The organism is Rhodanobacter sp. UC4452_H20 (assembly GCF_052978205.1).
In genome coordinates this window covers 274,041-299,150 of the sequence record NZ_CM129662.1, presented here as the reverse complement: position 1 = coordinate 299,150, position 25,110 = coordinate 274,041, and the positions used below count along the sequence as shown (strand labels likewise).

21 protein-coding genes and 2 tRNA genes are annotated in these 25,110 nt (G+C 67.1%); 6 read left to right on the top strand and 17 right to left on the bottom strand.

Annotated features, from left to right (window positions below; genetic code table 11):
• Positions 1-3 precede the first annotated feature (3 nt).
• A complete protein-coding gene (sufB, locus tag ACVCMC_RS01365; RefSeq protein WP_447098403.1) occupies positions 4-1,470 on the bottom strand; it encodes a Fe-S cluster assembly protein SufB in 1,467 nt (488 codons plus the stop codon).
• A 5-nt stretch (positions 1,471-1,475) separates the two neighbouring features.
• Positions 1,476-1,934 (bottom strand): SUF system Fe-S cluster assembly regulator, encoded by a 459-nt coding sequence (locus ACVCMC_RS01360; protein ID WP_395119698.1) that lies wholly within the window; start codon positions 1,932-1,934, stop codon positions 1,476-1,478.
• A gap of 232 nt (positions 1,935-2,166) precedes the next feature.
• Here ACVCMC_RS01360 and ACVCMC_RS01355 point away from each other — a divergent pair, with 232 nt between their 5' ends.
• Both ACVCMC_RS01355 and murU read left to right on the top strand, forming a co-directional pair.
• Entirely contained in the window at positions 2,167-3,174 is a 1,008-nt protein-coding gene (locus tag ACVCMC_RS01355; RefSeq protein ID WP_447098402.1) for an aminoglycoside phosphotransferase family protein, read from the top strand.
• Positions 3,171-3,920, top strand: a complete 750-nt coding sequence (gene murU / locus ACVCMC_RS01350; RefSeq protein WP_447098401.1) for an N-acetylmuramate alpha-1-phosphate uridylyltransferase MurU — start codon at positions 3,171-3,173, stop codon at positions 3,918-3,920. The genes ACVCMC_RS01355 and murU overlap by 4 nt, the downstream gene beginning before the upstream one ends.
• On the opposite strand, the gene motB is transcribed toward murU, so the two are convergent.
• The 15 genes from motB to ACVCMC_RS01275 all read right to left on the bottom strand — a co-directional run bounded on the left by motB (position 3,890) and on the right by ACVCMC_RS01275 (position 19,183).
• Positions 3,890-4,957: a flagellar motor protein MotB gene (gene motB, locus ACVCMC_RS01345; RefSeq protein ID WP_447098400.1), complete on the bottom strand. Its 1,068-nt coding sequence runs from the start codon at positions 4,955-4,957 to the stop codon at positions 3,890-3,892. The two genes, murU and motB, sit on opposite strands and share 31 nt — an antisense overlap.
• On the bottom strand, positions 4,954-5,823 hold the full coding sequence (gene motA / locus ACVCMC_RS01340; RefSeq protein ID WP_447098399.1) for a flagellar motor stator protein MotA: 870 nt from the start codon (positions 5,821-5,823) through the stop codon (positions 4,954-4,956). The genes motB and motA overlap by 4 nt, the downstream gene beginning before the upstream one ends.
• Before the next feature lie 163 nt (positions 5,824-5,986).
• The gene (gene secF, locus ACVCMC_RS01335; RefSeq protein ID WP_395119703.1) at positions 5,987-6,949 is read right to left on the bottom strand and encodes a protein translocase subunit SecF; all 963 of its coding nucleotides are present in this window, start codon (positions 6,947-6,949) and stop codon (positions 5,987-5,989) included.
• 120 nt (positions 6,950-7,069) lie between these two features.
• Positions 7,070-8,953 (bottom strand): protein translocase subunit SecD, encoded by a 1,884-nt coding sequence (gene secD, locus ACVCMC_RS01330; protein ID WP_395119704.1) that lies wholly within the window; start codon positions 8,951-8,953, stop codon positions 7,070-7,072.
• Positions 8,954-9,111: 158 nt separating this feature from the next.
• Positions 9,112-9,438, bottom strand: a complete 327-nt coding sequence (gene yajC / locus ACVCMC_RS01325) for a preprotein translocase subunit YajC (RefSeq protein ID WP_395119705.1) — start codon at positions 9,436-9,438, stop codon at positions 9,112-9,114.
• A 200-nt stretch (positions 9,439-9,638) separates the two neighbouring features.
• Complete coding sequence (tgt, locus tag ACVCMC_RS01320; RefSeq protein ID WP_447098398.1) at positions 9,639-10,766, bottom strand: tRNA guanosine(34) transglycosylase Tgt; 1,128 nt, start codon at positions 10,764-10,766, stop codon at positions 9,639-9,641.
• 95 nt (positions 10,767-10,861) lie between these two features.
• The gene (gene queA, locus ACVCMC_RS01315; protein ID WP_395121219.1) at positions 10,862-11,893 is read right to left on the bottom strand and encodes a tRNA preQ1(34) S-adenosylmethionine ribosyltransferase-isomerase QueA; all 1,032 of its coding nucleotides are present in this window, start codon (positions 11,891-11,893) and stop codon (positions 10,862-10,864) included.
• Between the two features lie 96 nt (positions 11,894-11,989).
• Positions 11,990-13,210 carry an RtcB family protein gene (locus ACVCMC_RS01310; protein ID WP_447098397.1) on the bottom strand — a complete coding sequence of 407 codons (1,221 nt, stop codon included), beginning with the start codon at positions 13,208-13,210 and terminating at the stop codon, positions 11,990-11,992.
• 54 nt (positions 13,211-13,264) lie between these two features.
• Positions 13,265-14,389, bottom strand: a complete 1,125-nt coding sequence (locus tag ACVCMC_RS01305) for a slipin family protein (protein WP_447098396.1) — start codon at positions 14,387-14,389, stop codon at positions 13,265-13,267.
• Positions 14,390-14,785: 396 nt separating this feature from the next.
• Positions 14,786-14,858 (bottom strand) — tRNA-Thr (locus ACVCMC_RS01300).
• Positions 14,859-14,929: transfer RNA gene (locus ACVCMC_RS01295), tRNA-OTHER, on the bottom strand. It abuts the tRNA gene before it with no gap.
• Between the two features lie 626 nt (positions 14,930-15,555).
• On the bottom strand, positions 15,556-16,161 hold the full coding sequence (locus ACVCMC_RS01290; protein ID WP_395119709.1) for a response regulator transcription factor: 606 nt from the start codon (positions 16,159-16,161) through the stop codon (positions 15,556-15,558).
• 63 nt (positions 16,162-16,224) lie between these two features.
• Positions 16,225-17,457, bottom strand: coding sequence for a sensor histidine kinase (locus ACVCMC_RS01285; protein ID WP_447098395.1), 1,233 nt, complete (start codon positions 17,455-17,457; stop codon positions 16,225-16,227).
• Positions 17,458-17,472: 15 nt separating this feature from the next.
• Entirely contained in the window at positions 17,473-18,252 is a 780-nt protein-coding gene (locus ACVCMC_RS01280; RefSeq protein WP_447098394.1) for an ABC transporter permease, read from the bottom strand.
• Position 18,253: 1 nt separating this feature from the next.
• Positions 18,254-19,183, bottom strand: coding sequence for an ABC transporter ATP-binding protein (locus tag ACVCMC_RS01275; RefSeq protein ID WP_447098393.1), 930 nt, complete (start codon positions 19,181-19,183; stop codon positions 18,254-18,256).
• Between the two features lie 293 nt (positions 19,184-19,476).
• Here ACVCMC_RS01275 and ACVCMC_RS01270 point away from each other — a divergent pair, with 293 nt between their 5' ends.
• From ACVCMC_RS01270 to ACVCMC_RS01255, 4 genes are all read left to right on the top strand, one after another.
• Positions 19,477-20,973: an aminotransferase class III-fold pyridoxal phosphate-dependent enzyme gene (locus ACVCMC_RS01270; protein WP_447098392.1), complete on the top strand. Its 1,497-nt coding sequence runs from the start codon at positions 19,477-19,479 to the stop codon at positions 20,971-20,973.
• A gap of 154 nt (positions 20,974-21,127) precedes the next feature.
• Complete coding sequence (locus ACVCMC_RS01265) at positions 21,128-21,484, top strand: PsiF family protein (protein ID WP_447098391.1); 357 nt, start codon at positions 21,128-21,130, stop codon at positions 21,482-21,484.
• 97 nt (positions 21,485-21,581) lie between these two features.
• A complete protein-coding gene (gene upp / locus ACVCMC_RS01260; RefSeq protein WP_447098390.1) occupies positions 21,582-22,223 on the top strand; it encodes a uracil phosphoribosyltransferase in 642 nt (213 codons plus the stop codon).
• A gap of 106 nt (positions 22,224-22,329) precedes the next feature.
• Positions 22,330-25,074 (top strand): lamin tail domain-containing protein, encoded by a 2,745-nt coding sequence (locus tag ACVCMC_RS01255; RefSeq protein WP_447098389.1) that lies wholly within the window; start codon positions 22,330-22,332, stop codon positions 25,072-25,074.
• Positions 25,075-25,110 lie beyond the last annotated feature (36 nt).

Sequence of the window (25,110 nt, the reverse complement as noted above, 5' to 3'; positions counted from 1 at the left end):
GCATCAACCCACCGCACCTTCGAGGCTCACCTCAAGCAGCTTCTTCGCCTCCACCGCGAACTCCATCGGCAGTTCGCGGAACACCTGCTTGCAGAAGCCGTCGACGATCATCGACACGGCATCCTCTTCCGGGATGCCGCGCGCGCGGCAGTAGAACATCTGGTCGTCGGAGATCTTGGACGTGGTCGCCTCGTGCTCGACGATCGCAGTGGGGTTCTTCACTTCCATGTACGGGAAGGTGTGCGCGCCGCACTGCTTGCCGATCAGCAGGCTGTCGCACTGGGTGTAGTTGCGCGCGCCCTCGGCGCCCTTCTCCATCTTCACCAGGCCGCGGTAGCTGTTGGAGCTGCGCCCGGCGCTGATGCCCTTGGAGACGATCTTCGACTTGGTGTGCTTGCCGATGTGGATCATCTTGGTGCCGGTGTCGGCCTGCTGGAAATGGTGGGTCAGCGCCACCGAGTAGAACTCGCCCACCGAGCGGTCGCCGCGCAGCACCACGGACGGGTACTTCCAGGTGATCGCCGAGCCGGTCTCGACCTGGGTCCAGCAGATCTTCGAGTCGTCGCCGCGGCAGTCGCCGCGCTTGGTGACGAAGTTGTAGATGCCGCCCACGCCGTTCTCGTCGCCGGGATACCAGTTCTGCACGGTGGAGTACTTGATCTGCGCGCCTTCCAGCGCCACCAGCTCGACCACCGCCGCATGCAGCTGGTTCTCGTCGCGCTTCGGCGCGGTGCAACCTTCGAGGTAGGAGACGTGGGCGCGCTCCTCGGCCACGATCAGGGTGCGCTCGAACTGGCCGGTGTTCTGCGCGTTGATGCGGAAGTACGTGCTCAGCTCCATCGGGCAGCGCACGCCTTTCGGGATGAACACGAAGCTGCCGTCGGAGAACACCGCCGAGTTCAGCGCGGCGAAGAAATTGTCGCCGGTGGGCACCACGCTGCCCAGGTATTTCTGCACGATCTCGGGGTATTCGCGGATCGCCTCGCTCATCGAGCAGAACAGCACGCCGGCGTCGGCCAGCTGCTTGCGGAAGGTGGTGCCGACCGAGACCGAGTCGAATACCGCATCCACCGCCACGCCGGCCAGCGCAGCGCGCTCGTGCAGCGGTACACCGAGCTTCTCGTAGGTTTCCAGCAGGGCCGGATCGACTTCGTCCAGCGACTTGGGCTGCTTCTTCGGCGCGGCGTAATAGCTGATCGCCTGGTAGTCGATCGGGTCGATGTTGAGCTTGGCCCAGTCCGGTTTGGGCATGGTCAACCAGTGGCGATAGGCCTGCAGCCGCCACTCGGTCATCCATTCCGGCTCGTGCTTGACGGCGGAGATGGCGCGGATGGTGCCCTCGTCCAGGCCCGGCGGCAGGCCGGTCATCTCGATCTCGGTGATGAAACCGGCCGAGTAGCTGCGACCGAGCGCCTCGGCGACGTCGGCGTTGTCGCGCAGTGCGGTGGCGCTGCTGCTGTCGTTGATCATGCTGTTCATTCGGTGATGGCCTCGCCGGTTTTCACGGTGACGGCGATTTTTCGTTTCGCGGGCGGCGGCTTGAGCATGTCGGCCAGGCTGACCGCGCGCAGGGTCTGGTCCAGCACGCTGTTGATGCGTTGCCAGCTGCCGCGCACGCCGCACTGCGCCTCGCGTTCGCACTGGCCTTCGCCCACGCCGCACTCGGTCATGCCGATCGGGCCTTCCAGCGCCTCGACGATTTCCGCCAGCGATATCTCGCTGGCCGGGCGGGCCAGCCGGTAGCCGCCGTTGACGCCGCGGAAGGACTCGACCAGTTCGGCGTGGCCCAGCGCCTTGAGCAGCTTGCTGACCGTGGGCAGCTCGAGCCGCGTCTCGTCGGCGATCTGCGCGGTGCTCAGCACGTCAGCCGGGTGCGCGGCGATGCAGGTCATCACCACGGTGGCGTAATCGGTGAGGCGGCTGACGCGAAGCATGGCAGGCGGAATCGGCCGGGCTTGAATCGGGACCAAAATGGTACTGATTAAGCCGGCCGCGGTCAACGTGACCGCCGCCACCGGCGCAAGGCGGCCATACCCACCCCTTTCACCTCGTCGTGTGCGCAGGCCAGCCTGTGTCTGCCGCGCCCACGCACGCACGGGGTCCGGGCTGAAGCGATCCAGCGAGGCCGTGTCGCCATGCCGTGGCGGCCTCGCTAAGCTGGCGGCCATGACTTCGCACGATCGCGCCGCTGCCCGTCTCGCCTGGGCCCGCAAAGCCCTGAACGCCCCCACGCTGACGCTGGACAGCGCCTCGGCCGATGCCAGCTTTCGCAGCTACTGGCGCACCACGCAAGGCGGGCAAAGCTGGATCGTGATGGATTCGCCGCCCGATCGCGAAGATCCGCGCCCGTGGCTGGCCATTGGCGAGCGCCTGGCCGCCGCCGGCCTGCACGTGCCGCAAGTGCATGCACGCGACCTCGACCAGGGCTTCCTGCTGATCGAGGACCTGGGCTCGCGGCTGTACCTCGATGCATTGAACGACACCAGCGCCGACCGCCTGTACGGCGATGCGATGGACGCCCTGCTGAAGATACAGACGCGGGTGGCCGCCGACGACCTGCCGCCGTTCGGCCGTCAGGTGCTGGTGAGCGGACTGGAGGTGATGCCCGAATGGTTCCTGCAGCGCCACCTCGGCCACACGCCGGCCTGCGGCGAATGGGACGTGCTGGAGGCGGCGTTTGACCTCATCGTGCACAACGCGCTGGAGCAACCGCGCTGCTTCGTGCACCGCGACTTCCACAGCCGCAACCTGCTGCTGACGGAGGCGAACAACCCGGGCATCGTCGATTTCCAGGGCGCGCTGCACGGGCCGGTCACCTATGACCTCGCCTCGCTGCTGCGCGATGCCTACATCGCCTGGCCGGGCGATCGCGTGGAAGCGTGGGTGGAGTCGTACCGGCAGCGACTGCTGCGCGCAGGCGTGATCGACGCGGCAGTGGACGCCGCGCGTTTCCTGCGCTGGTTCGATCTCACCGGCCTGCATCGCCACGTGCGCGTGCTGGGCCAGTTTTATCGGCTGTGGTACCGCGACGGCAAGAGCGGCTATCTCAAGGACGTGCCGCAGGTGTACCGCTACGTGATCGAGGTGGCGCGCCGCTATCCCGAGCTGGCCGATTTCGCCGACCTGCTGGAGCGCCACGCGCAGGGCCGCGACCTGACCCGGGCGGCGGCATGAGGCACGCACTGATCTTCGCCGCCGGCCGCGGCGAGCGCATGCGCCCGCTGACCGACCGCACGCCCAAGCCACTGCTTTGCGTCGGCGGCAAGCCGCTGATCGTCTGGCACCTCGAACGTCTCGCCGCCGCCGGCGTGCACTACGTGGTGATCAACACCTCGCACCTGGCCGAGCAGTTTCCGGCGGTGCTGGGCGACGGTTCCCGCTGGGGCCTGCGCATCCGCTACGCCTACGAAGGCCCCGTGCCGCTGGAAACCGGCGGTGGCATGCTGAACGCGCTGCCGTTGCTGGGCACCGGGCCGTTCCTCGCCATCAGCGGGGATGTCTGGTGCGATGCCGATTTCGGCACGCTGCCCGCCGAGCCGGCGGGGCTGGCGCACCTGCTGCTGGTCGACAACCCGCCGCACCACCCCGAAGGCGATTTCGCGCTGGACGGGCAAGGTCTGGTGCAGGCAAGCGGCGAACCGCGGCTCACCTTCAGCGGCATTGGCGTGTTCCGCCGGGAGCTGCTGGACGGCTGGCGGGAACTTGCCGGCACGGCCGCCCACGAAGCCGCGGCGCCCACCTTCAAGTTGCGCCAGTTGCTGCTGGGCGCGATGGCTCGGCAAGCCGTCAGCGGCACCCATCACCACGGCGTGTGGACGGACGTGGGCACGCCCGAGCGCCTCGCACAGCTCGACGCCGAACGCGGCGACGCAGCGATGTCGCACGGCGATCAGCGCGACGCAGGTTTCGCCGAGAACTGAGTCGCGCCCGTTCCCGGCGTCGCCGCGCTCTCGGGGTGGACGATCACCGACGGCACCGGCAGACGCGCCAGTGCGGGCGTCGTGGCGACAATCGAAGCGGCCAGTGGTGCCGGTTTTGGAGTCGGCATCGGCGAAGGCTGCGTCGCACCGCCATCGGCCACTTCCATCGAACGCGCCGCCTTGGCGGCCTGGTCGGTCATCACGATGATGCTGATGCGGCGATTGACCGGATCGGCGGGGTTCTGCTTGTCGAACGGCACGGATGCGGCCAGGCCCACCACGCGCGAGATCTTGTCCGCCTCCAGCCCGCCGGCGATCAGCGCACGACGGGCGGCGTTGCCGCGATCGGCCGACAACTCCCAATTGCTGTAGTCGTGCCCGCTGTTGTACGGCGCATCGTCGGTGTGGCCGGAGATGCTGATCTGGTTCGGCACGTCGTCGATCGAGCGGCCCAGTTCGCGCAGGATCTGCACCGTGTACGGCTTGAGCCGCGCGCTGCCGGTGTCGAACATCGGCCGGTTGAGCTTGTCGACGATCTGGATGCGCAGGCCTTCGGAGGTGATGTCCAGCAGCAGCTGATCCTTGAATGGCGCCAGCGCCTGGCTGCTCTGGATCGAGGCATTAAGTCGCTTCATCAGCTCCTCCAGACGCGACTTGTCGGCCTGGCGCGCCAGTTTGATCGCGTCCTCGACGTTGTGCTTGACCTGCGGCGCACCGCGCTTTTCCGCGCCCGGGCCGCGCGGCAGGTCCATCGTCCCGCCAAGCTTGATCATGCTGTCGCTGGCGCCGCCGGGGCCGGCCTGGCCAGGCGGCGCGATCGTGGCGGCGCCCGGAGTCATGCTCGGGTTCTTGAAGTACTCGGAGATCGCGGCCTTCTGCTCGCGGGTGCCCACGCCGATCAGCCACATCACCAGGAAGAACGCCATCATCGCGGTGACGAAATCCGCATAGGCCACCTTCCACGCACCGCCGTGATGGCCGTGCTTCCGGCGCTGCACGCGCCGGATGATGATCGGCTGGTCGAACTCCTCGCTCACGCCCCGGCTCCGGCGCGCGCGCCCTTGAGATGCCCCTCCAGCTCCATGAAGCTGGGCCGCACCTGCGCGACCAGCGATTTGCGCGCGAACTCCACCGACACCATCGGGTTGTAGCCGCGCAGGTTGGCCATCAGCGCGACTTTCACGCATTCAAACGCCTTGCCGTCCTCCTGCGCGCGGTTCTCCATCGCCGAGGCCAGCGGCCCGGCGAAGCCATAGCACAGCAGGATGCCGAGAAAGGTGCCGACCAGCGCGCCGGCGATGTGCTCGCCGATGCGCGAGGTATCTCCGCTCAGCTGCGACATCGTGGTGACGATGCCGAGCACCGCCGCCACGATGCCGAAACCGGGCAGCGCGTCGGCGGATTTCATCAGGGCCATCGCCGGCGCCTCGGCTTCCTGGTGGTGGACTTCCAGCTCCATCTCCAGGAGCTGTTCCAGCTCGTGCGGGTTCATGCTGCCGCCCACGATCAGGCGCAGGCAGTCGGTGATGAACTCGATCAGGTGGTGCTCGGCGAGCAGGCGCGGATAGGCCGAGAACTCGCTGCTGGTGGCCGGCTCCTCGATGTGCGATTCGAGGCTGAGCAGGCCGTTCTTGCGCATCAGGCTGAAGATGTCGTAGAGCAGCGAAAGCAGGTCGAGATAATCCTGCGTCCGGTACTTCGGGCCTTTCAGCAGCCCCATGATGTCGCGGAAGGTGGCCTTGACGATCTTGGTCGGATTGGCTGTCAGGTAGGCCCCCGCAGCGCCGCCGCCGATGATCAGCAGTTCGTAGGGCTGCCACAACGCCAGCAGCTGCCCGTGGGACAGCAGGTAGCCGCCCACGACGCTGACGAGCACAACCAGGGTTCCGACCAGGACAAGCATGCAGGTTCCAGCGCGCGGTTCGACAACGAGTTATCGGCCCGCCGCGGGAAAGATGTAGCCCGGATTTGCCGCAAGGCCGCCGGCGTCGCGAACGGCGGGTATCCCGAAAAGGAAAGGCCCGGGCATGGCCGGGCCTCTCGTCTGGCTCGTGCCGCGCGGTCGGTCAGGGGCGGCGCGCCAGCTCCGGGTTGTCGCGGGTGACCGGCATCAGGTCCTTCTTCGAGACGCCCAGCCACAGCAGGATCGGGCTGGCCACGAAGATCGAGGACAGCGTGCCGACCACGATGCCGATCAGCATGGTGATGGCGAAGCCGTGCACGGCCGGGCCGCCCAGCAGCCACATCGCGCCCATGGTGATGCCGGTGAACAGCGAGGTGATGATGGTTCGCGACAGGGTGTTGTTGATCGAGCGGTTGAGGATCTCCTCCGGCTCGGCCTTGCGCGCGAGGCGGAACAGCTCGCGGATGCGGTCGAACACCACGACCTTGTCGTTGATCGAGTAGCCGATCACCGCCAGCACCGAGGCCAGCACGGTCATGTCGAATTCGCGCTGCACCAGCGCGATGACGCCGAGCGTGACCAGCGTGTCGTGGATTTCGGTCGCCACCGCGGCGATCGCGAAGCGGCGCTCGAAGCGGATCCACAGGTAGGCCATGATGCCCAGGATCACCAGCAAGGCCGCCCAGGTACCGTCCGATTTCAGCTCCGCGCCGACCTGCGCGCTGACGAAGTCGCGGCTCTTCAGCTTGGCGTCCGGTCGCGCCGCGTGGAGCTTCGCCATCACGTCGGCGGAGACACGGTCGAGGTTGACCGTGCCGTTGGCCAGGATCGCCTCCGGATCATCCTTGGCCTGGAACCGGATCGACACCTCGCGGGTGCCGCCCAGGCTCTGCACCACAGCGTCCTCGAAGCCGCCCTTGGCCAGCGCGCCGCGCACGTCGGCGATCTCCACCGGCTGGTCGTAGTTGACCAGCATCGACACGCCGCCGGTGAAATCCAGCCCGTAGTTGAGCCCGCGGGTGGCGATCAGCACGATCGAGCCGATCATCAGCAGGATCGCCAGGCCGACCGTGTACTTGCGCATCCCCAGGAAGTGGATGTTGCTGTCGTGATTGAAGATTTCCATGGCAATTCTCTGTGTGGACGTTCCGTTCCGGTCAAGCGGCCCTCATGGCCGCACGATCAATTCAGGGAGTCCCTTTCCGGCGAAAGCGGCCGTCCGGGGCCGCACTGTTCGACGCGACGCCTAGACCGACAGGGTCTTGAGCTTGCGGTGGCCGTGGATCGCCGCAGTGAACGCATGGGTCAGCGTCACCGAGGTGAACAGCGAGGTCAGGATGCCGATCATCAGCGTGACGCCGAAGCCCTTGATCGCGCCGGTGCCCATCGTGGTCAGCGCCAGCGCCGCGATCAGGTGGGTGACGTTGGCGTCCAGAATGGTCGACCAGGCCTTCTCGTAGCCGGCGTAGATCGCCGCGTGCGGCGTGGAGCCGTTGCGCAGCTCCTCGCGCACGCGTTCGCAGATCAGCACGTTGGCGTCGATCGCCATGCCCAGGGTGAGCACGATGCCGGCGATGCCGGGCATGGTCAGGGTCACCCCGATCAGCGACATCACCGCCACCAGGATCACCAGGTTGAAGAACAGCGCGATGTCCGCGACCAGGCCGAACAGCTTGTAGTAGACCGCGGCGGCCAGCAGCACCAGGGCCAGGCCCAGCATCACCGACTTGAAGCCCTTGTCGATGTTGTCCGCACCCATGCTGGAACCGATCACGCCTTCCTCGATGATGTCCACCGGAGCAGCGAACGCGCCACCCTTGAGCAGCAGCGCCAGGTCGGATGCTTCCTTCGGGCTGCCCAGGCCGGTGGTCTGGAATTGCCGGCCGAACGGGCTGGCGATGTTGGCGTCGTTGATCACCGACTCGGTGACCTTCGGAACGCGCACTTCCTTGCCGTCGATCATCTTGGTCTCGGTCACGCGCTCGACGTAGACCACCGCCATCGGCTTGCCGACGTTCGCGTTGGTGAAATCGCTCATCTTGCGCGCGCCGGCGGCATTGAGCGTGACGTCGACCTTGGGCGTGCCGCTCTGCTGGTCGATGCCCGAGGAGGCGTCGACCAGCTCCTTGCCGGTCACGATCACCTTCTTGCTGACCAGCACCGGCAGGCCGGTGCCGCGCATGTGGTAGAGGTTGGCGTCCGGCGGGATGTTGCCGGTCTTCTCCGCCTCGCGCGCCTGCGGATCGCCGGGGTGGCCGATGCCGGGGCGGTATTCCAGGGTGGCCACGGTGCCGATCAGCTTCTTCGCCTCGGCCGGGTCCTGCACGCCGGCGAGGTCGACCACGATGTGATTCTCGCCCTGCTGCTGGATCAGCGGCTCGGACACGCCCAGCGCGTTGATGCGGTTGCGCAGCGTCTGCAGGTTCTGGGTGATCGCGCCGCGGCCGATGTCGCGCAGCTTGTCGGGCTTGATCACCGCATTGAGCACGAAACGGTCGCCGGTGCTGGGACCGTTGGACACCAGCAAGTCGGTGTACTCGTTGGCGATCGCGTCTGCGGCCTTGGCGCGGTCGTCCTCCGAGCGCAGCACCACGGCGACGCCCTTGCCACGCACGGAATTGCGCGCCACCGATTCATAGCGGATCTTCTTGTCGCGCAGCAGGCTGCGGATGTCGTCGGCGTAGCTGCTCTCCTGCTTGTCGATGACGTCGTTCTGGTCGACCTGCATCAGGAAGTGCACGCCGCCCTGCAGGTCCAGGCCCAGCGGCATGGAACGGGCACCGATCATGCCCAGCCACTCCGGCACGGTGGACTGCAGCTTGAACGCCACCGTGTACTTGTCGCCGAGCAGCGCCTTGATCGCGTCCGAGCCGCTCTTCTGCACGTCGGTGTCGGCGAAGGTGGCAAGCAGGCTGTCGCCTTCCACCACGACCTCGCCGAAGGCGATGCGCTTCTGGGTCAGCGTGTCGATGACCTTCTGGCGTACGGCCTGGTCGATTGCCGGCGCACCGCGATTGGCGCTCACCTGAACGGCGGGCACGGGAACAAAGGCGTTCGGCAGCGCGTAGATCACGCCGAACACCATCACCAGCGCGACCAGCGCGTATTTCCAGCGGGGAAAATCAGTCATGATCCGGTCCTTTGCGATCATCCATGATCGCGAACGTCAAGAAGCGGCCATCCATGGCCGAAGCATGTTTTTGCGATCGTCCCTGATCGCGAACGTCAAGAAGCGGCCATCCATGGCCGCGCTATTCGAAAAGGCCCCGCCCCTGGACATCCCATGGCTCAAGCTGACTTCAGCGAGCCCTTGGGCAGCACCTGCTGCACGGCACCCTTCTGCAGCTTCACCTTCACGTTCGGCGCGATCTCGACCGTGACGAAGGTGTCGCCCACTTCTTCCACGCGCCCGGCCAGGCCGCCGTTGGTGACCACTTCGTCGCCCTTGGCCAGCGCGGCGATCAGGGCGCGGTGCTCCTTCTGCCGCTTCATCTGCGGCCGGATCATCATGAAATACATCAGGCCGAACAGCACCACCATCATGATGATCATGGACATGCCGCCGCCCTGCTGCGGCGTGGCTTGGGCAATCACGGGGGAAAGCGGAAAACTCATCTTCGCGTCTCGCAAGTTGTGGCGCCATCAGCGATTTCCGCCGAACGCCCGATAAAAGATTCTCGATTATGCCTTGCGGGAGGTGTCGGAGTCACCTTTCGCGAGCGAAAGGCGACTCCGCCCCCCGGTGGCGGTAGGAGTCCACCCTGCGGGCGATGGTTCCCGATCCGGGGAAAAGGCATCGCCCACAGGGCGGGCTGCTACGGGATCGCTGCGCCCTGGCGGCAGGCGTAGAACCGTGCGACGAATGCTTCCAGCGCCCGATCGGCGATCGCCGCGCGCAAATCCGCCATCAGCCGCTGGTAGTAGCGCAGGTTGTGCATGGTGGCCAGCTGGCTGCCGAGGATCTCGTTGCAGCGGTCGAGGTGGCGCAGGTAGGCGCGGCTGAACCCGTGGCTGCAGGCGTAGCAGTCGCAGCCTTCCTCGATCACCGCGGTGTCGCTGGCGTACTTCGCATTGCGGATGCGCAGCGTGCCCGCGGCGGTGAACAGGAAGCCGTTGCGCGCGTTGCGGGTAGGCATCACGCAGTCGAACATGTCGATGCCGCGGCGCACTGCTTCCACGATGTCCTCCGGCCGGCCCACGCCCATCAGGTAGCGCGGCTTTTCCGCCGGCAGCAGGGGTACGGTGAAGTCCAGCGCGTGGTTGCGCTCGGCCTCCGGTTCGCCCACCGCCAGGCCGCCGATCGCGTAGCCGTCGAAGCCGAGCTTCACCAGCCCTTCCGCGGAGCGTCGGCGCAGGGTTTCGTAGACGCTGCCCTGCACGATGCCGAACAGCGAGTTCGGATTCTGCAAATCGTCGAACGCGCGGCGCGAGCGCTCGGCCCAGCGCAGGCTGAGCTCCATCGAATCGGCCGCCACCTTCTCCGTCGCCGGGTACGGCGTGCACTCGTCGAAGATCATCGCGATGTCCGAATCCAGCGTCTTCTGGATCTGCATCGACACTTCCGGCGACAGGAACACCTTCGAGCCGTCCACCGGCGAGGCGAAGGTCACGCCTTCCTCCGTGATCTTGCGCTTGTGCGCCAGCGAGAACACCTGGAAGCCGCCCGAATCGGTGAGGATGGGCTTGTCCCAGCCGATGAAGCGGTGCAGCCCGCCGAACTTCTCCACGATCTCCAGCCCGGGTCGCAGGAACAGGTGGAACGTGTTGCCCAGGATGATCTCGGCACCGGTATCGGCAACGTCGCGCGGCGTCATCGCCTTGACCGAGCCATAGGTGCCCACCGGCATGAACGCCGGCGTCTCCACCGTGCCACGGGCAAACGTGAGGCGGCCGCGGCGGGCGGCGCCGTCGGTGGCGTGAAGGTCGAACTGGAGGGAGGTCATCCAGCCATTATCGCGGGTTTGCCCCGTTCCGCCCATCGCCACACCGTGTGTGCAGGAGCCCGCTGGCGGGCTCCTGCAACCATGCAACGTATCGCTCAGGCGCCGTGCGGCAGGATCAGCATGGCGTCGCCGTAGGAGAAGAAGCGGTAGCGCTGCTCGACCGCGTGGCGATACGCGTCCAGCATGAACTCGCGCCCGGCCAGTGCCGACACCAGCATCAGCAGGGTCGACTGCGGCAGGTGGAAGTTGGTGAGCAGGCCGTCGATGCTGCTGAAGCGGTAGCCGGGGAAGATGAAGATCTGCGTCTCGCCGGCGAACGGATGCACCTGGCCATCCTTGCTGGCGCTTTCCAGCGCGCGCACCACCGTGGTGCCGACCGCGATCACCCGCCCTCCGCTGGCGCGCGTGCGTCGGATTTGCTCGACCAGGTGCGCGCCGACATTGAGCCACTCGGTGTGCATGTGGTGATCTTCGAGATTGACCGCGCGCACGGGCTGGAAGGTGCCGGCGCCCACATGCAGGGTGATGTAGCCGAACTCGACGCCGCGCTCGCGCAGCTGGTCCAGGATCGCCTCGTCGAAATGCAGGCCGGCGGTGGGCGCAGCGACCGCGCCGGGCTCGCGCGCGAACACGGTCTGATAGCGCTCCATGTCGCTGGCGTCGGCGTGCCGCTCGATGTACGGCGGCAACGGCATCTCGCCCAGCTTCAGCAGCAGCTTCTCCAGCGGCTCCGGCGCCTCGAAGCGCAGCCGGAAGAAACCTTCGTCGCGGCCCAACACCACGGCATGGCTGCCGTCGGCCAGTTCGATCCGTGCGCCCTCCTTGGGCTTCTTGCTGACGCCCAATTGCACGGTGGCCTCATGCGCGCCGGTAACCCGCTCGATCAGGATCTCCACCGCACCGCCGGTGTCCTTGCGCCCGTACAGCCGCGCCGGCAGCACGCGGGTGTCGTTGAACACCAGCAGGTCGCCCGGACGCAGGAAGTCGGGCAGCTCGCGAAACATGCGGTCCTGCCGCGACTGCGCGGCCACGTCGAGCAGCAACAGGCGACTGGCCGAACGCTCGGGCAACGGGGCCTGCGCGATCAGCTCATGCGGCAGGTCAAAATCGAAATCGGACTTCTTCAAGGCTGCGGCCGGCATCGGAAAACGGGACATTATCCCGCAGCCGGCGCGCCGGGGCACGCGCGAAAAGACGCCGCCCCTCGCGGAGCGGCGCCGGCTTCATCCCTTCACGCACAGCACCTGGCGCAGCGTGTGCACCACGTCGACCAGGTCGGACTGCGCCGCCATAACCGCGTCGATCGACTTGTACGCCGCCGGCGATTCGTCGATCACCGCCGCGTCCTTGCGGCATTCGACATGGGCGGTGGCCTCCCGATGCTGCGCCAGCGTGATCCGCTGGCGCGCCGCGGTACGGCTCATCACCCGGCCCGCGCCGTGGCTGCAGCTGTGGAAACTTTCCGGATTGCCCTTGCCACGCACGATGTAGCTGCACGTACCCATGCTGCCCGGGATGATGCCCAGCTCGCCGGCCCGCGCGCTCACCGCACCCTTGCGGGTCACCAGCAAGTCCTCGCCACCGTGCGTTTCCTTCCGCACGTAGTTGTGGTGACAGTTCACCGCCAGCTTTTCCAACTGGAACTTCGGCAGCCGGTGGCGCATCTCGGCCAACACCCGCGCCATCATCGCCTCGCGGTTGGCCTGGGCGTAGTCCTGCGCCCAAGACACCGCTTCCACGTAGTCGTCGAACAATGCTTCGCCTTCCATGAAGAAGGCCAGGTCTCTGTCCAGCAGGTCGAAACCCAGCACGCGCTGCGCCAGCTCCTCGCGCGCCCGCTCGATGAAGTAGCTGCCAATCAGGTTGCCGGTGCCGCGCGAACCCGAGTGCAACATCACCCACACGGCGTCCGATTCGTCGAGGCAGACCTCGATGAAGTGGTTACCACCGCCCAGCGTGCCGATCTGCCGGCCCAGCTTGTCGGTGCGGATCTTGCGATGCTTCGCCTTGATTGCTTCCAGCCGCGCGACCAGCCCGGATTGCGCCAGTTGCGTCTCAATGCTGTCCGGCAGCTTGTGATGGTCGCCACCACGGCCGTTGCCGACCGGCACGCCGCGCTCGATGCTGGAACGCAGCTGGGCCAGGTTGTCCGGCAGGTCGCTGGCGCGCAGCGTGGTGCGCACCGCGGCCATGCCGCAGCCGATGTCCACGCCGACCGCAGCCGGGATGATCGCGCCCCGCGTGGGCACGACTGAACCGACCGTCGCGCCCTTGCCCAGGTGCACGTCGGGCATCACCGCGACCCACGGACCGACAAACGGCAGCATGGCGATGTTGCGCAGCTGCTGCCTCGCGGCATCTTCCAGCGGCACGCCATGCACCCAGCCCTTGATCGGCGTGGCGCTGCCTTCGGCATGCAGAAACTCGTACTGTTGGTTGCTCATCTCTTCTTTCCTTGAATGGATCGCGGCGAGCGCTTCCGTGCGATCGCCGCGAGGTTACTGCTTGAGGCTCACCAGCTGGTTCAGCACGCCGTCCAGGCCGCCGAACACGGTGAGCTTGTCGATCTTCTCGGTGACCTTCTCCAGAGCCTCCATCTCCTTCAGACGCATCAGCACCGGGCTCTCCTCGATCAGCCGCGCGGTGTTGAGCAGCGAACGGGTGGCGTTCGACTCCTCGCGCCGGCGGATCACGTTGGCCTGGGCCGCCTTCTCCGCCTGCACCACGCTGTTCAGGATGTCCTTCATCTCACCCGGCAGGATCACGTCCTTGACGCCCACGCCGAGCACTTCCACGCCCAGCTCGACGACACGGCCGCGCACGTAGGCAAAGATGTCCGCGTCCAGCGAAGCCTTGTCGCCCAGCAGCTCGTCCAGCGTCTTGCCGGACACCGCCTTGCGCAAGCCGTATTGCAGCTCGCGATAGACGTAGTCGCCGTACTTGACCACCTTGGTGCGCGCGGCGACCGGATCGGTCACGCGCAGGCTGGCGGCCAGGTTCACCCGCAGGCTCACCTTGTCGCGGGTCAGCAGTTCCTGGCCCGACACCTCCAGCGATTGCACGCGCAGCTCGACCACCTCGGCCGCCACGTTCTTCTGGAAATTCCAGAACGCCCAGGCCCCCGGAGCCAGCGTACGCACCAGCTTGCCGTCGATGAACAGCAGGCCTGCCGACTCCGTCGGCACGTCCACCGTCACCGCGACCTTGCCGAGCACGCCCAGCTGGCGCAGTCGGCTGGCCACGCGCACATCGACTTCCAGCGTTTCCGCCAGCGACACCGCCTGCACCTCGACTGGCACCAGGCCCTTCCAGTAGAGCTTGCGCGTACCCGGTGCCAGCACGTCCTCCAGCTTGCCGTTCTTGAGCACCAGGCCAACCTGCTGCGTGCCGATGTCGGCCCCGTCGAAGCATTCGGCCAGCGCGCCGTCCATCAGCGCCATCAGCACGTCGGTGTCGGCGCCGGTGTACTCCAGCTTGGCCAGGTTGTGCACGCTGGCCGCGATACGCTTGCGCGGGTCGACAAAGTGGTAGACGCCCGGCGGCAGTACGCGCTGGAAACGACGGTTGCGATACAGCAAGCCGCGCTCGCCGTCGCCGATCACGATTTGCTTGATCCAGAACATGTTGATACTCCTTCGTCAATCCTTGTTTCGATCCGTGGGATAAGCCGACTGCGTCGCCGGATCGGTACGACGCATTAACATTGCGGATAATCGGGCCGCAAAAGCCCCTCCCTCGCGGGATAATCGACGTCATGCGCCGATGAAAGCGAATAAGGCGGAAACGCCTCCTGACGATAATGGGGCGAAGCCGACGTGCCTTGGCGGGGAACCGGATATTCCGGCGAATGCCTGCAAGACAATCGCTTCGATATCCGCTTGCCCGCTGTCGGGACGTGGGCCCGGCCCCGCCACCGCCGCCTTGCCTGATCCGCAAACCCTCCGTGGCTTGCAGGCCAGGCGCCGCACGAGGCGTTTCCTGGTCGGAACTTTCGTTCCTGGTCATGACGTGACAGGTCATGGTTTGGAGCGGGAGTCGAACCCGCGACACTCGGTTTACAAGACCGATGCTCTACCCCTCTGAGCTATCCAGTGGCCGACGTGCCGGAATCGAACCGGCGTTTGCAGGAACGAACCTGCCGCTCTACCGCTGAGCCAACGTCGTCGTTGTGGAACACCGCCCGGCAGACCCCGGCATACGCCGCCGGCAAAGCCGCGCGCACCGGATGGGGCTTGAGCCCATGCCGCTGGAGCCGGTCGGTTCGATGTTCCCGATTGCCGGCTGTCACCAACCGGCAATAGGTGCGGGCATGGTTGCCCGATACGTGGTGATCCGTTTCTCGCACAGCCCGCGCCGAAGCACCGGGACGCAGCGCGCAAGCGCCTTCGCAGCTGCGCCCCTGCCTCGGCCATGGCTGACCGGATGCCTCAGGGCGAAACGGATTCCGCAAACCTTGTTCGATGCATGCGCATCCCCTGCGAACGGCAAAAACAAGACGCCCCCGGGGTTGGCGACCCGAGGGCGTTCGCGTTGCCTCGGGAGATCGGGGTGACCGATCTCCGCAAAGGGATCAGTCGATTATCGGCAGACGATTGCCAAGTCGAGCCATTCGCCGCGCATGAACAGGCCTGCATCGCGGCAATACTGCGACGTGCATGGTGTGCTCATCTGGGTTATGCGGAACGACATGAAAACTCTTTTATCTGATGGTCGCCAAAAGGCGAGGGCTGCGGACGTTACACCTATTAACAACCACGCGCAAGCATTTTTTATCGAATATCGGAAAAACTTACAACCAGCCTTTTTGCCGCGCCAGCCGATACGCCTCGATGCGGTTGCCGACGCCGAGTTTGCCGATCGCTTCGGACAGATAATTGCGCACGGTGCCGTGCGAGAGGTTGAGTTTTGCGGCGATGTCGCCGGCGGATTGGCCCTCGCCGGCGAGGCGCAGCACCTGGCGTTCGCGATCGTTCAGCGGGTCGGCTTCGGACCAGGCTTCCAGCGCCAGCTGCGGGTCGATCGCGCGACCACCGCGGTGTACGGTGCGCAACGCCTCGGCGAGGTTCTCGGCGGGAGCGTCCTTCAGCAGGTAGCCCGACACGCCGGCATCCAGCGCGCGACGAAGGAAGCCCGGGCGGGCGAAGGTGGTGACGATGATGACCTTCACCGGCAGCTCGTCGTGACGCTGGATGCGCTGGGCCAGTTCCAGTCCGGTGAGGCCGGGCATCTCGATATCGGTGACCAGCACATCGGGCTTCAGGCGCTGCATCTCACGCCACGCCGCCTCGCCGTCGGGTGCGGAGCCGAGCACCTCCATGTCCGGCTCCAGGCTCAGCAGCGCCGACAGTGCGCCGCGCACCATCGCCTGGTCCTCGGCCAGCAGCACGCGGATCATGCGGCGCCTCGTGGCGATTGCTTCAGCGGCATTGGAAAAGCTCCATCGTGATGGCTTCGATCGTCAGGCGGCCGAATGCCCACCCTGCGCCGCGGGCGCCACGCCGCCGGCAGCGGTCGCTGGCATGGCGACCAGTCGCAGCACCGGCAGCGGCGCGCTGACCAGCATGGTCGTGCCGCCGCGCAACGGCGAGCTGATCTCCAGCGTGCCGCCCAGCGAGCGCACGCGCTCGCGCATGCCGCGCAGGCCGTTGCCGGCGCCGTCGATGCCGCCGCGGCCGTTGTCACGGATACTCATGCGCACGCTGGCAGGCTCGCGCACGAAATCGACGTTCGCGCAACTTGCCGCCGCGTGGCGCGCGATATTGGTCGCCGCCTCGCGCAGGATCAGCGAGAGGCTGCGTTCGGTGTCTTGCGGCAAGTCGGTCGGCGGTGCCGCGTATTCCATGCACACCCCGGAGGATTCCAGCAGCAGCCGCGCCGAGGCCAGCTCGGCCGCCAGGTCGGTGGCGTGGATGCCGCTGACCGCACTGCGCACTTCGGCAAGGGCGTGACGCGCCACCTTCTCCGCCTCTTCCACTTCGCGCCTGGCCGCCGCATGGTCCCGGTCGAACAGCTTGCGCGACAACTCCAGCTTCAGCGTGATCAGCGACAGGGTATGACCCAGCAGATCGTGCAGGTCGCGGCCGATGCGCTCGCGCTCGGCAGTGGCCGCCAGCCGACGCACTTCTTCGTGCGAGAGCCGCAGCTGCGCGTCCTTCTCCTCGCTGCCATGCTCGGCCTTGATGATGATGCCGATGATGAACGAGGTCAGCGGGATGGAGAACACGGCCTGCCATGGGTAACCGAGCAGCGAGGTCTCGGCCAGCAACACCACATTGAGCCCGGCCAGCCAGCCGAGATAGGCGCGGAAACGACCCACGCTGGTGCAGAGCATCACGCAGCCATAGATGAAATAGGTCAGCCCGCTGGGATACCAGGGCAGCAACGACATGCTCAGCAGCACCAACGCGAGGGCGCCGGCGCGGACCTGCGCACGCGGCCCCGCGATGCACCGGTAATACAGCAGCAGGAACAGCGGATAGCTAACCAGAGTGGTGACGACCCAGCGCGTGCTCCAGCCGTCGTTGTTCCACACCGGCACGACGAAGATCCACGCCGACCACAACAGGTGCACAGCATCCACCCACGGCGATTTGCCGCGATGCATGCTGCGCGCCGCCGCGGAGTCCGGCGCCGGGGTCAGAAACTGGACGATGCGCTGGTGCATGACGCCAGGCTCCCGCAGATTGGCCATGAGGGTGATCCTACTTCAACCGTTCCGGTGCAAACGCCGCGCCGCCAGCCACAGGAAAACCTCAGCGAAACCGGCCAGCGCCAGCACGTGGCCCAGCACAGGGCCATGGTTCAGACCCACCGCCGCCTGGGTCAGCTGGTTGAGGTGATAGCTGGGCCAGACGGGCGCGATCTGTTGCAGCATCCGCGGCAACATCGACAGCGGCAGCCACAGGCCGGACAGGAACGCCATCGGCAGATAGACCAGGTTGAGCAGCCCCGGCGCGCCCTGCCCCTTGAGCAAGGTGCCGACGAACATGCCCAGCGCGCAGAACGGCAGCACGCCGAAAGCACCGGTGGCGACCAGCGCCAGCATCTGGCCCCACGACAGACTGACGTGCGCCAGGAAGATGCCGATCAGCAGCAGCAGCGCGATCACCACGGTGGCCGCGATCATGGCCATCACCATCTTGCCCAGCAGGTAGGCGCCAGGCGGCATCGGCAAGGCACGCTTGAGCGTGAGCAGGCCGCCATCGCGCTCGATCGCCAGCGAGACGCCGAAGCCGAACAGGCCCGGTCCGATGATGCCGAACGCACCATAGCTGGCCAGCAGGTAGCGCGACGCCTCGCCCTGGTTCAGCAACACGCCGAACATCACGTAGAACACCGTCGAGAACAGCGTCATCGGCAGAATGAAACCCGGCGCGCGCAGGTAGCGCAGGCATTCGCTGCGCATCTCGGCCAGGTAGGCGCTCAGCACGCGCCGGCGCGACATCGGCATCGCGGCGGCAAGCGGAATCGACATGGCTTGATCCATCTCAGGCAACCTCGCGGCGTGTTTCGGGCAAGCCCTGTTCGGCCTCGCGGGTGAGTTCGGTGAATGCCTCGGCCAGGCCGGCGCGCTGCACTTCCAGCTCGCTCAGTTGCGGGTCGGCGTCGAGCAGGCGGCGTACCACCGCTTCGGCCGCGTCGGTGGTCACGTGCAGGCGGTCCTGGCGCCGTTCCGCCGCGGTGACCGCAGGCCAGCCGCCGACCACGCCGGCATCCACCGTGCTGACGCAGCGGATGCGCCGGGTCGCGATCCGTGCGCGCAGCGCCTCGACCGTCCCTTCGTGGATCACCCGCCCGCGCGCCATCACGCAGACCCGGTCGGCCAGCGCCTCGGCTTCCTCCAGGTAATGCGTGGTCAGCAGCACCGCGCAGCCTTCGGCCCGCAATTGGCTGATCGCCGCCCACAGCCTCTGCCGCGCCTCGATGTCCATGCCCACGGTCGGCTCGTCCAGGAACAGCAGCTCGGGCCGGCCGCACAGCGCCAGCGCGAACTGCACGCGCCGCTGCTGGCCGCCGGACAGCTTCGCGTAGGGGCGAGCCAGCAGGTCGTCGACACCGGCCATGCGGGCGCTCTCCGCCATGCTGCGGGGGGCCGGGTAATAGCTCGCAATCAGACGCAACAGTTCGCCCACCCGCAGCGTGCCGGGCAGTTCGGCGTGCTGCAGCATCACGCCGATGCGCCGGCGTGCGCGGACACCCCGGGGATCGCGCCCGAACAGCTCGACCGTGCCGGCATCGGCGCGCAGCAAGCCCAGCAGCAGGCTGATCGCGGTGGTCTTGCCGGCGCCGTTGGGGCCCAGCAGGGCCAGCAACTCGCCACGGCGCAGTTGCAAACCGGCATTGTCCAGCGCGACCAGGCGGCCGTAGCGCTTCTCCACGCCGGCCAGCCGGGCCACCACCTGCTCGGAAACAGTCATCGACATGATCCTCCTCGATGCCCGCAGCTTGGGCATTTCGCGGCCGATTGCCCATGCGCCGGCGTCAGTCATCGGGGGTGACAGCCGTCATGCCGGGGGTACCGGAGACCTGCCCGGGCGCGTTATGCTGGGCCAATGATCTTGCGCGACCGGCACGTCCGGGCGCCCCGACGCGGGCTCGCCACGCTGGAATTTGCGCTACGCAAGGATTTCCGGCCCACGACGCCCACGCGCGGATCGAGCGGCCTGCTTCGCGCTGGGTGCGAGGCGCCGACGTCTACGAGGAGAATGTCATGGGTGTGATCAACCAGCTGCGCGAACTGCGCGAATTCGGCGGCAAGCCCCGCACCACCGGCCTGGACGACGCCAGCATCGAGCGCATGGCGGCGAACGATCCGCTGCTGGGCCAGGCAGTCGCCGAGGCCGTCGCGCGCCACCGCGAGCTGCGCGACGAGCTGGGGGATTTCCTCAAGCTCGACGAAGCCGAGCAACTGGCCAAGGCACAGGCGGGTTTCGTCAATTTCTACCCGGACGACGCGATCAACCCGTACCTGCCGGCCGCCGCGCGCGGGCCGTGGATCGTCACGCTGAAGGGCGCCGTGGTGCACGACAACGGCGGCTACGGCATGCTGGGTTTCGGCCACAACGATGCGGCCATCCTGGCGGCGCTGTCGCGCCCGCAGGTGATGGCCAACGTGATGTCGCCCAGCGTGGCGCAGATGCGTTTCACCGCCGCACTGAACAAGGAGCTCGGCCGCAACCGCGGCAAGAATCCGTACGAACATTACCTGTGCCTCAACTCCGGCTCCGAGTCGGTGTCGCTGGCCTGCCGCATCGCGGACGTCAACGCCAAGGCGATGACCGATGCCGGCGCGCGCCATGCGGGCCGCACGATCAAGCGGCTGGCGGTGAAGGGCGCCTTCCACGGCCGCACCGAGGCGCCGGCGCTGTATTCGGACTCCTCGCGCAAGACCTACCAGCAGAACCTGGCCAGCTATCGCCACGAGGAGAGCGTGATCACGGTGGCGCCGTATGACGTGGCGCAACTGAAGGCCGTGTTCGCCGATGCCGACAGGCACGGCTGGTTCATCGAGGCCATGTTCCTGGAACCGGTGATGGGCGAAGGCGACCCGGGCCGGGCGGTGACGCCGGAGTTCTACAGTGCCGCCCGCGAGCTGACCGAAGCGCACGGCACCCTGCTGCTGGTCGATTCCATCCAGGCCGGGCTGCGCGCACACGGCGTGTTGTCGATCACCGACTACCCCGGTTTCGAGAAACTGCCGGCGCCGGACATGGAAACCTTCTCCAAGGCGCTCAACGCCGGCCAGTACCCGCTGTCGGTGCTGGCGGTGGGCAACCGCGCCGCCGGGTTGTACCGCAAGGGCATCTACGGCAACACCATGACTGCCAACCCGCGCGCACTCGACGTGGCGCTGGCCACGCTGGGCGAATTGACCGATGAGGTGCGGCAGAACATCCGCGAGCGCGGCAAGGAGTTCGTCGACAAGCTTGGCGCGCTCAAGCACGAGCTGGGAGGCCTGATCACCAAGGTGCAGGGCACCGGGCTGTTGTTCTCCTGCGAACTGGCCCCGGAGTACAAATGCTTCGGCGCCGATTCGACCGAGGAATTCATGCGCGAGCACGGCATCGGCGTGATCCATGGCGGCGTCAACTCGCTGCGCTTCACCCCGCATTTCAAGGTCACCAGCGCCGAGGTCGACCTGATCGTCGCCCACGTGCGCAAGGCCTTGCTGGAAGGCCCGCGCAAGGCCAAGGCCGAAGCGGCCTGAGCCGCGCGGCCACCCACACCGGCTGCGGCGAAACACGACGTTTCGCCGCAGCTGAATACTTCATGCACGTAAGAACTTGCCGACTGCCCTGACGGTGTCCCCCTGCCTAGACTGATCCGGCCGGCAGCTGCCGGTCACCCAGGGAGGATTCACCATGTCCATGTCACTGCGCCTGCTTGCCGTCAGCGCCGCCTTCGCCTTTGCCGGCACCGCCTTCGCAGCCAGCCCGGCGACCCCGGCGGCATCCACCAAGCCGCACACTGCCCAGCAGCAGCGGATGATCGACTGCAACCACCAGGCCACCGGCAAGAAGGGCGCCAAGCGCAAGGCGTTCATGAGCTCCTGCCTGAAAGGCCATGCCTCGGCGCCCGCGGCGGCGTCGACCGACACGGCCCAGCACGCGAAGATGAAGAGCTGCAACGCGGACGCCAAGACCAAGGCGCTCAAGGGTGCCGAGCGCAAGGCGTTCATGAGCTCCTGCCTGAAGGGCGGAGCGGCCGCCGCGCCCTGACGCATCGCGGTGCTGTCCATGCCGGCGTGCGTGGACAGCACCGCTTCGCTAAGCTCCCGGACTGTCGCGCCCGGCGCCGCCACCAGACAGTCCACTGATGAAGATCGTCGAAGTCCGCCACCCGCTGATCCGGCACAAACTGGGCCTGATGCGCCGCGCCGGCATCAGCACCAAGGAGTTTCGCGAACTGGCTTCCGAAGTCGCCGCCCTGCTCACCTACGAGGCCACCAAGGATCTGGAGACGGTCGAGGAGGAGATCGAGGGTTGGGCCGGTCCGCTGCGCGTGCATCGGATCAAGGGCCGCAAGATCACCATCGTGCCGATCCTGCGCGCCGGCCTGGGCATGCTGCCCGGCGTGCTCGACATGATTCCGGCGGCCAAGGTCAGCGTGGTCGGCCTGCAACGCGACGAGCACACGCTCAAGCCCGTCACCTACTACGAGAAACTCACCGGCCGCATGGACGAGCGCATCGCGCTGATCGTCGACCCCATGCTGGCCACCGCCGGCACCCTGGTCGCCACCGTGGACATGCTCAAGGCGGCCGGCTGCAAGCGCATCAAGGGGCTGTTCCTGGTCGCCGCGCCGGAAGGGCTCGAACGCATCACCGCGACCCATCCCGATATCGAGATCTACACCGCCTCCATCGACCAGCGGCTCAACGAGAACGGCTACATCCTGCCCGGCCTGGGCGACGCCGGCGACAAGATCTTCGGCACCAAGCAGCTGCCCGCCGGCTGAGCGCCAGATCGCCGCGGAAGCGGCGTGCGCGGTTTCACGGCACGGTCACAAGGCGCCACTAAACTCGGCGCGTTCCGGCTGACCGGGCGCCATCGGGGGAGAAACCATGTTCGCAAAGCTCGCGCAACGCGGCCTGTGGCTGCTGCTGGCCGGCATCGCCTCGACGTTCGCCGCACAGGCTGCCGACGTCAGCATCGACCAATTCCGGGTTCGCGGCCCCGCCGGCGGCAACGACGAGTTCGTCGAACTGTTCAACGCCGGCCCTGCAGCGATTGACTTGTCCGCGTACAAGTTCAACGCCTCCAACGCCAGCGGCACGATCGGCACGCGGCTCACCTTCCCCGCCGGCACGCAACTGGCGTCGGGCTGCCACCTGCTGCTGACCAACAGCGCCAGCGGCGGCTACTCCGGCAGCGTGCCGGGCGATCTCACCTACGCCACCGGTGTCACCGACACCGGCGGCCTGGCCTTGCTCGACGCCGACGGCAACATCGTCGACCAGGTGGGCCTCAGCACCGGTTCGGCCTACAAGGCGGGCACGCCGCTGGCCTCGCTGGGCAGCAGCAATACCGACCAAGGCTACCAGCGGCGGCAGACCGCGGCCGGCCTGCCGCAGAACTCCGGCGACAACAGCGCCGATTTCGTCACCGTGAGTCCGACCCAGCCGCACAACAGCGCCAGCACCTGTGTGGCCATGGGCCCGTCGCTGTCGATTGCCGACGCCAGCATCAGCGTGCACGGCGCCAGCGACGTGGCGATGCCGTTCACCATCACCATGAATGAACCGGCGCCGAGCGGCGGCACCAGCGTGCACGTGGCCACCGCCAACGGCAGCGCCACCGCGGGCGTGGAGTACGAAACGCTCGACACTACCCTCACCATCGCCGCGGGCGAGACCCAGGCCAGCTTCAACGTGGTCGTGCATGGGCGCTCCACGCCGGCCGACGACAAGGACTTCAGCGTCACGCTGAGCGATCCCGGCGACGGCGTGGCGCTGGGCGACGCCACCGCCATCGGCACCATCCACTACGACATCCCGGTGCAGGCGGAGATCTGGCAGATCAACGGCAGCGGGCAGCGGGCGGCCCTGCTCGGCAAGTCGGTGCTGACCTACGGCAACGTGGTCACCGCAGTGGGCCCGCTGGGCTTCACCATGCAGACGCCCGACGCGCGCGCCGACGCCAGCCCGCTGACGTCCAATGGCGTGTACGTGTTCACCAACGCCGCACCGACAGTAAGCGTGGGCGAGGCGGTGGACGTCGCGGCGGTGGTGGACGACTACTACGGCCTCACCGAGTTGAAGAACCCGACGATAAGCGTGGTCGGCCGCCACGTGCGCCTGCCGCGCGCCGTCGTGTTCGACCGGCGCACGCCTTCGCCCGATCCGGACCAGCTCTCCTGCGGCACCACCAATTTCCAGTGCTTCATGAGCATGCGTGTGCGCATCGATCACGGCATGATCAACACCGGCAACAAGCGTTTCAGCAGCGAACCGTATGCGGAGGTCAGCATCACCGCCAATGGCCGGCGCTCGCTGCGCCAGCCCGGCGTGGTGTTCGGCGTGCCGGTGCCTGCGGGCGTGGACCTGCCCAACTGGAGCGGCAACCCGGAAGTGTTCAAGATGAACACTGCCGACTTCGGTGCGGTGCCGCTGAACACGCCGTTCAACGCCGGCAGCACGTTCCGGGCCGAGGGCGTGATCTCCTACGACTTCGGCGCCTACACCTTCATCCCGACGCAGTTCCGGCTGGCGTACGCCGCGCCGATACCACGGCCGGTCTCGCCCACCCCGCTGCTGGCGCTGCGCATCGGCGCGTTCAACATGGAGCGCTTCTGCGACAGCGTGTTCGACACCACCTACAGCTGCAGCGGCGGGAGCAAGGAGCCCACGCCGGACGCCGTCGCGCTGAAGACCCGCCGCCTGTCCAGCTATGTCGGCAGCGTGCTGCAGCTGCCCGACGTGCTGTCGGTGGAGGAAGTGGAAACCCGGCCGCTGCTGCAGGGTCTGGCTACGCAGATCCTTGCCGACTATGGCGTGGCGTACGACGCCTACCTGCTGCCCGGCCACGATCCCAGCGGCATCAACGTCGGATTCCTGGTGCGCCGCGACCACGTGCAGGTGCTCTCGGTGCAGCAACTCGCCGCCGGCGAAACCTGGGACGACGACGGCCACACCGCCTTCATCCACGACCACCCGCCGCTGCTGCTCACCGCGCAGGCAGGCCGCACGCGCTTCCACGTGATTGCCGTGCACATGAAGGCGCGCTCGAACGTCGACGACAATACCGCCGCCGCCGAGCGTGATCGGGAAAAGCGTTTCCTGCAGGCAAAATCGCTGGCCAGCCAGGTGCAGGCGCTGCAGCAGGCCGATCCGCGCATGCCGCTGCTGGTGGTGGGCGACTTCAATGCCTACCAGTTCACCGATGGCTGGACCGACGTGGTGAACCTGGTGGCCGGCCGCTACGACGACAACCAGAACCTGCTCAAGCTCGGCCACAATATCGTGCAGCCGGCGCTGTGGAACGCGGTGAACACGGTGCCGCCCGACGATCGTTACTCGTTCCTTTACACGCAGAACTTCGGCGAGATCCAGGGTTACACCAGGGCCGGCAGCGGCAACCCCGGGCGCACCGTGCCGACCTTCCAGGTGCTGGACCACGCCCTGCTCAACGTGCCGGCGCGGCTGCGCTTCCTGCGCATGCAGTTCGGCCGTGCCGACCTCGACGCGCCGGCGCAGACCGTCGACGACGCCGCCAATGCCAGCGACTGGACGCGGGCGATCGGCGTCTCGGACCATGACGGCTTCGTGGTGGACCTGTTCGTGCCGCTGATCCACCGGCGGCTGCACTGAACACACTGGCGAAGGCCGCCGACCGGCGGCCTTCGC

What these genes read in the sequence shown, in the direction of transcription:
- ACVCMC_RS01285 (WP_447098395.1), bottom strand. Translation starts at nt 17,457, where the DNA reads ATGGCCAATCTGCGGGAGCCTGGCGTCATGCACCAGCGCATCGTCCAG.
- motA (WP_447098399.1), bottom strand. Translation starts at nt 5,823, where the DNA reads ATGCTTGTCCTGGTCGGAACCCTGGTTGTGCTCGTCAGCGTCGTGGGC.
- ACVCMC_RS01280 (WP_447098394.1), bottom strand. Translation starts at nt 18,252, where the DNA reads ATGGATCAAGCCATGTCGATTCCGCTTGCCGCCGCGATGCCGATGTCG.
- yajC (WP_395119705.1), bottom strand. Translation starts at nt 9,438, where the DNA reads ATGAGTTTTCCGCTTTCCCCCGTGATTGCCCAAGCCACGCCGCAGCAG.
- ACVCMC_RS01310 (WP_447098397.1), bottom strand. Translation starts at nt 13,210, where the DNA reads ATGAGCAACCAACAGTACGAGTTTCTGCATGCCGAAGGCAGCGCCACG.
- sufB (WP_447098403.1), bottom strand. Translation starts at nt 1,470, where the DNA reads ATGATCAACGACAGCAGCAGCGCCACCGCACTGCGCGACAACGCCGAC.
- tgt (WP_447098398.1), bottom strand. Translation starts at nt 10,766, where the DNA reads ATGACCTCCCTCCAGTTCGACCTTCACGCCACCGACGGCGCCGCCCGC.
- ACVCMC_RS01255 (WP_447098389.1), top strand. Translation starts at nt 22,330, where the DNA reads ATGTTCGCAAAGCTCGCGCAACGCGGCCTGTGGCTGCTGCTGGCCGGC.
- secD (WP_395119704.1), bottom strand. Translation starts at nt 8,953, where the DNA reads ATGACTGATTTTCCCCGCTGGAAATACGCGCTGGTCGCGCTGGTGATG.
- ACVCMC_RS01265 (WP_447098391.1), top strand. Translation starts at nt 21,128, where the DNA reads ATGTCCATGTCACTGCGCCTGCTTGCCGTCAGCGCCGCCTTCGCCTTT.
- ACVCMC_RS01275 (WP_447098393.1), bottom strand. Translation starts at nt 19,183, where the DNA reads ATGACTGTTTCCGAGCAGGTGGTGGCCCGGCTGGCCGGCGTGGAGAAG.
- ACVCMC_RS01360 (WP_395119698.1), bottom strand. Translation starts at nt 1,934, where the DNA reads ATGCTTCGCGTCAGCCGCCTCACCGATTACGCCACCGTGGTGATGACC.
- ACVCMC_RS01355 (WP_447098402.1), top strand. Translation starts at nt 2,167, where the DNA reads ATGACTTCGCACGATCGCGCCGCTGCCCGTCTCGCCTGGGCCCGCAAA.
- upp (WP_447098390.1), top strand. Translation starts at nt 21,582, where the DNA reads ATGAAGATCGTCGAAGTCCGCCACCCGCTGATCCGGCACAAACTGGGC.
- ACVCMC_RS01290 (WP_395119709.1), bottom strand. Translation starts at nt 16,161, where the DNA reads ATGATCCGCGTGCTGCTGGCCGAGGACCAGGCGATGGTGCGCGGCGCA.
- ACVCMC_RS01305 (WP_447098396.1), bottom strand. Translation starts at nt 14,389, where the DNA reads ATGTTCTGGATCAAGCAAATCGTGATCGGCGACGGCGAGCGCGGCTTG.
- secF (WP_395119703.1), bottom strand. Translation starts at nt 6,949, where the DNA reads ATGGAAATCTTCAATCACGACAGCAACATCCACTTCCTGGGGATGCGC.
- ACVCMC_RS01270 (WP_447098392.1), top strand. Translation starts at nt 19,477, where the DNA reads ATGGGTGTGATCAACCAGCTGCGCGAACTGCGCGAATTCGGCGGCAAG.
- murU (WP_447098401.1), top strand. Translation starts at nt 3,171, where the DNA reads ATGAGGCACGCACTGATCTTCGCCGCCGGCCGCGGCGAGCGCATGCGC.